The 6,132-nt window shown below is 39.1% G+C and carries 7 protein-coding genes and 1 pseudogene; 3 read left to right on the forward strand and 5 right to left on the reverse strand.

The annotated features are described in order from the left end of the window. Nucleotides 1-480 precede the first annotated feature (480 nt). The 4 genes and pseudogenes from bcp to PUQ00_RS31950 all read right to left on the reverse strand — a co-directional run bounded on the left by bcp (nucleotide 481) and on the right by PUQ00_RS31950 (nucleotide 2,942). Nucleotides 481-960: a thioredoxin-dependent thiol peroxidase gene (gene bcp, locus PUQ00_RS31935; protein ID WP_300423947.1), complete on the reverse strand. Its 480-nt coding sequence runs from the start codon at nucleotides 958-960 to the stop codon at nucleotides 481-483. Between the two features lie 131 nt (nucleotides 961-1,091). Beyond that, nucleotides 1,092-1,853, reverse strand: coding sequence for a WD40 repeat domain-containing protein (locus tag PUQ00_RS31940; protein WP_300423955.1), 762 nt, complete (start codon nucleotides 1,851-1,853; stop codon nucleotides 1,092-1,094). Next, nucleotides 1,845-2,699, reverse strand: a pseudogene (locus PUQ00_RS31945) (protein kinase); the annotation flags it as partial. The pseudogene PUQ00_RS31945 and the gene PUQ00_RS31940, both read right to left, overlap by 9 nt. A gap of 12 nt (nucleotides 2,700-2,711) precedes the next feature. Beyond that, nucleotides 2,712-2,942: a 4-Cys prefix domain-containing protein gene (locus PUQ00_RS31950; protein ID WP_300423949.1), complete on the reverse strand. Its 231-nt coding sequence runs from the start codon at nucleotides 2,940-2,942 to the stop codon at nucleotides 2,712-2,714. A gap of 237 nt (nucleotides 2,943-3,179) precedes the next feature. Here PUQ00_RS31950 and PUQ00_RS31955 point away from each other — a divergent pair, with 237 nt between their 5' ends. Genes PUQ00_RS31955 through PUQ00_RS31965 form a run of 3 tightly spaced genes read left to right on the forward strand, consistent with a single transcriptional unit; the run spans nucleotide 3,180 to nucleotide 4,656 of the window. Continuing rightward, complete coding sequence (locus tag PUQ00_RS31955; protein ID WP_300423950.1) at nucleotides 3,180-4,034, forward strand: FAD-binding domain-containing protein; 855 nt, start codon at nucleotides 3,180-3,182, stop codon at nucleotides 4,032-4,034. 3 nt (nucleotides 4,035-4,037) lie between these two features. Then, on the forward strand, nucleotides 4,038-4,454 hold the full coding sequence (locus tag PUQ00_RS31960) for a hypothetical protein (RefSeq protein WP_300423951.1): 417 nt from the start codon (nucleotides 4,038-4,040) through the stop codon (nucleotides 4,452-4,454). Between the two features lie 55 nt (nucleotides 4,455-4,509). Next, a complete protein-coding gene (locus PUQ00_RS31965; RefSeq protein WP_300423953.1) occupies nucleotides 4,510-4,656 on the forward strand; it encodes a hypothetical protein in 147 nt (48 codons plus the stop codon). Nucleotides 4,657-4,837: 181 nt separating this feature from the next. Here PUQ00_RS31965 and PUQ00_RS31970 read toward each other — a convergent pair whose 3' ends face one another. Beyond that, on the reverse strand, nucleotides 4,838-5,578 hold the full coding sequence (locus PUQ00_RS31970; protein WP_335030042.1) for a DUF6875 domain-containing protein: 741 nt from the start codon (nucleotides 5,576-5,578) through the stop codon (nucleotides 4,838-4,840). Nucleotides 5,579-6,132 lie beyond the last annotated feature (554 nt).

Genomic DNA, 6,132 nt, shown 5'->3' on the forward strand with positions numbered 1-6,132 from the left:
AAACCTCTCCGTATTCTCTCTTAGTCTTGTTCAGAAATCAAATAGGAGTCCTATAGCAAGGGAGATAATACCACCATTTTTACTGCCTCTTCTAAAAGCGGAGCATTTTCAAGCACGTTGAGATAGTTATTTTTAACTCTGTCTAAGTATTATTTTTCTAATTCATAAATTTCCGGGATATAGTCAAACCACTCTGTAAAAAATTGCTCATCTTTAGACTTGTGCAGAGCAAATTTTTGCTTTAAGTAGGCGAGAGTGATTTTTTGGGCTTGGATAACTTGATCATGTTTATTTCAACTTGCGAGAAGTCTAATTTATTACTTCAATCATCGCGCTGGCAGTTTATAGAGCATTAGCTACTTTACCTTCCAGAACTTTTTGAGGATTGATTGAGTTCAGCGCATTGATAATTGCTTTTGCTTTTTTACTATAAATATGATTGACGTAGCATTGCTGTAACTATACCTGCATTCAGTGGCGTTACGTGGCTGCTAATTCCCGTAATTTAGTTAAAACTGCCTGAGCATGACCTTTGGTTTTTACATTTGGCCAAGCATAGACAATAATTTTATCAGGTGAAATTAGAAAGGTTGAGCGAGCAACACCCATATATTCTTTGCCCATAAATTTTTTCAATCGCCAAGCGCCGTAGTCCTCTGTCAGAAGATGTTCTGGGTCACTTAAAAGGGTGATTGACAAGTTATGTTTGCTGATAAATTTACAATGGGACTTACCCGAATCTGGACTTACGCCTAAGATTTTCGCTCCCAGTGCGCTGAAGTCTTGATATAACTCGGTGAAATCTTTCGCTTCGGTGGTACAGCCCGGTGTGTCATCTTTGGGGTAGAAGTAGAGGACAATCCACTGACTGCTGAGGTCGTCGAGAGTGACTGAATTGCCATTTTGGTCAGGAGTGGAGAAATCTGGCGCTGGTTGTCCGACTTGGGGAATGTTGCTCATAATGGGGTGTGAGAGATTGCAATCGTTTTAAAATTGTACATAGATTGAGCGAGTAATCTGATTTACTCGTGTGATGAATTTATCGGCAGTATTTAGATTGGCATCAATAGGGCTGTGTTTCTAGTTTGAAGCTATTGTATTTGCCACACTTTGATTGTAGAGTCCCGACTACCGCTAACTAGGGTTTGTCCGTCTGGGCTAAATACCAAAGATGTAACAGCATCTGAATGCCCAGTGAGAGTATAAATTTCTTCACCAGTACTTAAATTCCAAAGTTTAATCTTTTCGTCACTACTGCCACTAACCAAAGTTTGGCCATCTGGACTTATTGCTACAGAATTAATAACACCTAAATGCCCAATAAGGGTAAAACTTTCTTCTTTTGAGTTCATATTCCATACTTTAATAGTTCTATCATCGCTGCCACTAACCACAGTTTTTCCATCTGGGCTGATTGCTAAAGAACTGATCCTAGCTAAATGCCCAGTGAGAGTACAAATTGACCATATCTTAATACTTTTGTCCTCACTACCGCTAACAAGGGTTTTCCCATCTGGACTAATTGCTATAGTGAATACTGGCCCTGAATGTATGCTTAGAGTGCGAACTAGCTCTCTATTATTTAGATTCCATACTTTAATATCACTACTGCCGCTGAACAAGGTTTGCCCATCCGGACTAATAACTAGAGCATAAACTTGGTACGAATCCTCAGCAAAAGTATGAATTTCTTCACCTGTAGTTATATTCCATCCCTGTATTATCCCTTTGGTACTACCACTAACTAAAGTATGTCCATCTGGACTAATTACCAGACATTTAACTACATCTTCATCTAGAGTGATAGTAAAAATCTCTTCTCCATTATTAAGGTTCCACACTTTAATTGTCATGTCATAACTGGCACTAATTAAGGTCTGTCCATCTGGGCTAATGGCTATTGAACTAATCCAGGCAGAGTGACCAGAGTACCAACTTCCAAGAGTGTATGCTAAAAAAATTCTTGGGTTATTGACTGTAGATATCTGATTATACGACTTAGACTTATATAATTTGGGAGGATATAAAGTCTCAGAAATTTCTGCTAACTTTTGTAAAATTACCTGGGTATTGGCTGGGCGCTTCTTAAATGGACGTGCCATCAGTTTATCTATCAAATCTGCTAGCGAGGCAGAAATTTTAGGGGCTTTTTGTCGCCAATCCTCTAACTCATCTGTGTATATATCATGGTTATATTGATCGCACAAGTCAAAAGGATGTATTCCTGTTAGAAGATGGACAAAAGTGCGACCCAATGCAAAGAAATCTGACTGCTGAATGGCACTTCCAGTAGCTTGCTCTAAAGGCGAGTAACCATCACTAACTGCTCTCGTGACCTCTCCAGCCAATTTTTTTTGTTCGTATGTTTCACTAATTCCCCCTGCGATACCAAAGTCGATTAACACCAATTGCCCATTCGGTTGAAGCATGATGTTAGACGGTTTAATATCTCGATGAATCAGCTGCTGTTGATGTACTTCATGCAATGTGTTTGCCAGTTGGTTTAACCAATCAACTGCCAGCTTTTCGCTAATGGGGCGATTACCTCTTTTTTGTAGCCACTCATGTAAATTTTCTCCCTCAATTTTCTCCATTACTAAACAATACACTGGCTGTTGAATATTCATAGGAAAAAATGTGAAATATTCTTCCCCTTGTGGAATACCTGGATGATTAAGCTTACTTAAAACTTCAGCTTCTCGCTGGAATTGTTATATAGCCTTAGTATCATTTTTCTTCTCTTCCTTAAGAACTTTTAAAACTTTCGGGATACTACTGCGATCTCTAACTTCATAAATATCGCCGTAGCCACCTTTATCGCTCACTAAACGAGTTACCCGATAGCGTCCTTCTAATAGCAATTCAGAGCCACAGCTTTGACAGCGCAGTAGATTATCAGGGTTGTCAGTATTTTGGCAGTTAGGATTAATGCACAGGCTCATCGTCTCTAAAAGTGACAGATTTATCTGATATTTTAGCTTTACTTACTGAGAACCTGGAGAAAATCGGCATCAATGCGATGCCTGCGGCGGGCTATGCCTACGCATCTCATTCATCTTCGCTTACCATGAAAAAAGTTCTCTCATGAGGTTGAGAGCGATCGCTTATATTTATCCGCCATAATAATGATTTAACCTAGAGATATTTTTGTTTATCTATCCTCACCCTTCAAAGTTCACATGACTAAAGATATGCAACGCGAATTTACCAACCGCGATGAGTTGGTAGCCTACCTCCGCGAACAATTTCCAGATGCGGCAGAACGCGATGACCACATCAGTGAAACCGTGGGAGGACGTAAAGCGGCACAGATAGCACTGCAAAAAATTGACCCAGTAAGCTACGCGCAAACACGTAATTTTTTCACAGGTGCAGTCACGCGACTTTCGCCTTACATCCGCTATGGCGTTTTGAGTTTGCGAGAAATTCGAGATTATGTCCTTGACCGGGTACAGCACCAAGACGATGCTACTAAACTAATTAACGAATTAGGCTGGCGCGACTACTGGCAACGGTTGTATGTGAAGTTAGGGGATGGAATCTGGAAAGACCAGGAAGAGTACAAAACTGGTTACACTGTGGATGAATATGTACCCGAATTGCCGCAAGATATCAGACAAGGAACCACAGGCAGAGTTTGTATTGACAGCTTTAGCCGTGATTTAAGAGAAACTGGCTATCTACATAACCACGCACGAATGTGGCTAGCGGCTTACATTGTCCATTGGCGGCATACTCGTTGGCAAGCAGGAGCCAAGTGGTTTCTCGAACACCTTTTAGATGGAGATCCTGCTAGCAATAATATGTCATGGCAGTGGGTTGCCAGTACCTTTAGTCATAAACCGTATTTTTTCAACCGTGAAAATTTAGAACGCTACACGAAAAGCGTTTATTGCCAGAAATGTTCGCTTTACGGTCATTGTGATTTTGAAGCCAGCTATGAAGAATTAGAACAGCGACTTTTTCCTAAAGGGGAATTTAGCAAACAAGCTAACAGCCAAAGTTGGCAACATGGGAAGAAAGGTAAAAAATGAAAAATGAATAAACCAATTGTTTGGATGCATGGAGACTGCCTCAGTCCATACAACCCTGTACTACAAAAATACCCAAATGCACCAGCTATCTGGGTTTGGGACGAGGCTTTGATAGAGGAATGGCAACTGAGTCTCAAACGTCTCGCTTTCATCTACGAATGCTTGCTAGAGTTACCCGTTGTTATCCGTCGTGGTGATGTGGCACAAGAGGTTTTAGCTTTTGGGAAAGAACATGATGCGAATTTAGTCGTCACAGCCAACAGTTCCAGTCCCCGGTTTGATCATATCTGCAATCAAATGGAGCGATCGCTAACAGTCCAAGTGCTGGAGGTAGAACCATTTTTTGATTATGATGGCTATATTGACCTGAAGCGGTTCTCGCGCTATTGGAAAGTGGCTCAAAACTATGTTTTTGAATAGCCCAATTATAAAATTGTCATATCTGGCGATCGCTTCTTCTACCAAAGTTTGATGAATGCGATCGTCAAAAGGATACGAACAAGTTGAGCCATTAGTTGAGCTTGCCCATACTTACGGTATTCCCCTAGCTTCCCACAATCATGATTGTGAAGAAAATGTGGCAGAAAGTCAACGCCGTCAAGTAGCGCGATCGCCAAGTTAAAGGAATTGTTTCATCGCCTCAACCTGCCGGAATGTTTATGCCAGCTGTCTGGCACCACCTTTTCTGAAGGTGAAAAGCAATGGTGAATATTGCCCGCGCCCTCTGCATCAACTATCCGATTTTACTGCTGGATGAACCCACATCAAATGCCCAATCCTGAATTCGAGCATTTGATATTTATTTATATGCAATAACTTACCAAATTTTCGCCTTTAAGTTGTTCTTTTGCTAAAGCCAATGCTTGATGAGCTTTTTTAAACTTTGTTTCATCTGTAAAGTTGTCACCAAAACACTTTAAATAAGCTTCCAGATAGCGAATACGTAAGCGTGGATCAGCCGGACTCTCAAGAAAGGGGAGGTCAAGTTCAACCATAAACCGGATAGCCAACAAGGGGATAGGGCTACGAAGTGGACGAAAATCTGGGTTGTGCAGACCAGGACTTTCATTACGTTTATGAAATTCTCCGATCATTAGTCCTGACTCAACAAACAAAGGTTTAAGTTTTTGTTGGACACTATCTATTAGTTTAGAAGCTTCTTCTATATGGATGTCAGGAAAGATAAGTAAAAAAGCTCTATTGATTGCTAATTCCTGCTCTTTAACTTGCATCCCCATAAAGATATCTCGGTAGGCTCCAACAATCTCTTCTACTTGTTCTGGATACAAATCTTTTGCGTGAATAACTGCCAGACGAATACTGTTTGACTTCAGAGAGTAAGGTACAAAAGGGCAAACTACGCCGGGTCTTCCTAAATTAGGATGAGGTCTTCCTAAAAAATTTTTCACCCACTCTATAGTTTCAATTAAGTAAGGAAGGTCTTCGTGTTGCTGGAGTTGTTCGATTTCAAGATTTGTATAGAGTTGCATGAGCTTGAGTGAAATGGAATAATTGTTTAATTCGGAATCGAAAATTAGTTTCACAATATTATATGCCCGAAACTAATTATTATCTAAGTAAACAAAACAAGCCTTGAATTTTTTGTTTTTGGTTTATCTGTGGCTTGTAGCAGATAAAAATGCTCTAGCATTTTTGTAAATTTAAAGAAATTTATACCAATAAATACACAAACATATTTCCGCATCAAGTGACTTATGTTCATTTATTTTTGGCATTCTAGCTAGAATAGATGTGTATTATCCAGCAGATGCTCCTATTTTTTTTTACATCCTTAAGCTTCTATTATTTTTAACAAAAATATTATAAAGCTTATGTGTAATTAGTTCTTTTTAGTGTGAAAATTTAGTATTGCTTTAACAGCAATTATAGGCTTAATATCAAGTTGGTATAAATTTTACTTATAAAATTTATATTAAATAATTATTTTTAGTGTGAAAATTTAGTATTGCTTTAACAGCACCTATAGGTTTAATATCAAGTTGGTATATATTTTTTCTAAGTAAAATTTATATTAAATATAGGAATCCTATTTGAGTTTTGAACAAGCTCCGTACATCTGAAGAGTGGCAAAGTCAAA

Origin of the sequence: Nostoc sp. S13 (assembly GCF_029379315.1) — a bacterium.
Taxonomy (GTDB): Bacteria; Cyanobacteriota; Cyanobacteriia; order Cyanobacteriales; family Nostocaceae; genus Nostoc.

Coding starts and splice junctions, on each gene's coding strand:
- bcp (WP_300423947.1), bottom strand. CDS start 960: ATGAGCAACATTCCCCAAGTCGGACAACCAGCGCCAGATTTCTCCACT.
- PUQ00_RS31940 (WP_300423955.1), bottom strand. CDS start 1,853: ATGACAATTAAAGTGTGGAACCTTAATAATGGAGAAGAGATTTTTACT.
- PUQ00_RS31950 (WP_300423949.1), bottom strand. CDS start 2,942: ATGAGCCTGTGCATTAATCCTAACTGCCAAAATACTGACAACCCTGAT.
- PUQ00_RS31955 (WP_300423950.1), top strand. CDS start 3,180: ATGACTAAAGATATGCAACGCGAATTTACCAACCGCGATGAGTTGGTA.
- PUQ00_RS31960 (WP_300423951.1), top strand. CDS start 4,038: ATGAATAAACCAATTGTTTGGATGCATGGAGACTGCCTCAGTCCATAC.
- PUQ00_RS31965 (WP_300423953.1), top strand. CDS start 4,510: ATGCGATCGTCAAAAGGATACGAACAAGTTGAGCCATTAGTTGAGCTT.